This window comes from Stutzerimonas kunmingensis (assembly GCF_014764705.1).
GTDB lineage: Bacteria > Pseudomonadota > Gammaproteobacteria > Pseudomonadales > Pseudomonadaceae > Stutzerimonas.
Window position 1 is genome coordinate 1 of sequence record NZ_JACXXG010000079.1, and the last position, 1596, is coordinate 1596.

Consider the following 1596-nt stretch of genomic DNA (forward strand, 5'->3'; position numbering starts at 1 on the left):
CAGAGCGTGTGAAAACGCACTGACGCCAGAAAAATCCAACGCCCCGACTGGTTCGGGGCGTTGGTGTTTTTGATGCTTGGAAATGGAAAGCGGGATTTACCCCAACAGCTCGATCAACCGACGGGCACCCAGCACATTGATAGCTCGTTTAAGGTTGTAGGCGTTGACCGCCAGGGCCATTTCCGTCCGCGCTCCCCGCAGTTGTCGGAGCAGGAAGCGACCATTACCCAAAATCCACTGCTTCAGATTGCCGAAGGGATGTTCGACGATGGATCGGCGCCTGACCATCATCTCTGGATGCGCCTGCATCCGCTGATGCATGCGTTCGAACGCGGATTCATGGACATGCCGACTCACGTGTCGACGTTTAGCCTTGGTGCAGCGTGTTTTCAATGGACAGCCCGCGCAGTCATCCTGCACGGCATAGATGCGCTGTAGGCCACTGACCTGCTTGAACAGTAGCCATTTGCCTGCCGGGCATTGGTACTGGTCGTGGGTGGCGTCATAAGTGAAGGCGCTGCGATCGAATAGCGGCGTGTCGTCGCCCTTGTTATTGATACCTCGATTCTCCGGCACATAGGCCGTAATCCCAGCATCATCACAGGCTTGAAACTGCTCACCATTGGAGTAGCCGGCATCGGCTGTAACCGTCAGCGCTTCCTGTTCTAGGATCGCCTGGGCGGCCTTGGCCATCGGTTCCAGTTGCTGGTTATCGCTGCCGTTCTGAGTGACGGCATGATGCACGATCAGCCCATGCTCGCCATCTACTGCGCTTTGCACGTTATAAGCCACGCGAGCCCCCTGGTGGGTACGCATCATGCGGGCCTCGTCCTCGCCCACGACGAACTGATCCAGCCTCTGTACCTCCATCAACGCCTGGGCTGTCAGGTTATCGGCATGTCGGCTCTCCAGGTGCTGCAGCGCTGCCTTGACCGCACGGCGATCAACCCCTTCAGTTGCCTCACTGCGGTCAGCCTCGTCCAGTTCTGCCAGATAACGGCTTATCTGCGCCTCCAGTTTGGCTTGTTGGCGCTTGAGCTTCGTCAGGCTCAGATGCTTGCGTTGCGACGCCACCGCCTGAAACTTGCTGCCATCGATGGCCACGAGTTGCCCGCTGATCAGCCCCACCTGGCGACAGAACTGGACGAAGGTGCGGCAGGTCGCCTGAAAAGCAGCGCTGTTGTCCTTGCGAAAATCAGCAATGGTCTTGAAATCCGGTGCCAATCGGCCCAGCAGCCACATCACCTCGACATTGCGTTGGCACTCAGCTTCCAGGCGCCGGGAGGAGCGGATGCGCTGGAAGTAACCGTACAGATAAAGCTTGAGTAGATCCGCTGGATCATAGCCAGGACGTCCAGTCTTGAGTGGTTCGGCCTTGCTGAAACCCAGAGCCTGCAGATCCAGGCGAGCGACATAGGCCTCGATCACCCGTACCAAGTGATCCTCCGGCACCAGCTCCTCCAATGTGGGAGGAAACAGGCTGCTTTGCTGACGACCTTCGCCCTGGATGTAGCCCATAAACGACAATGCCCCCATCAACTGATGGAGGCATTGTCTTCAGCTTGCTCTCAGACTGCTAGGTTTTCACACAGTCTG

At 57.7% G+C, this 1596-nt stretch carries 1 protein-coding gene; it reads right to left on the bottom strand.

The genetic code is table 11. The features are described from left to right. Positions 1–96: 96 nt before the first annotated feature. Entirely contained in the window at positions 97–1518 is a 1422-nt protein-coding gene (locus IEG05_RS22975) for an IS1182 family transposase (RefSeq protein ID WP_152482034.1), read from the bottom strand. Positions 1519–1596: the final 78 nt, after the last annotated feature.

Bases quoted from the DNA above. Each gene is read 5' to 3' on its own strand.
- IEG05_RS22975 (WP_152482034.1), bottom strand. From the start codon at position 1,518: ATGGGCTACATCCAGGGCGAAGGTCGTCAGCAAAGCAGCCTGTTTCCT.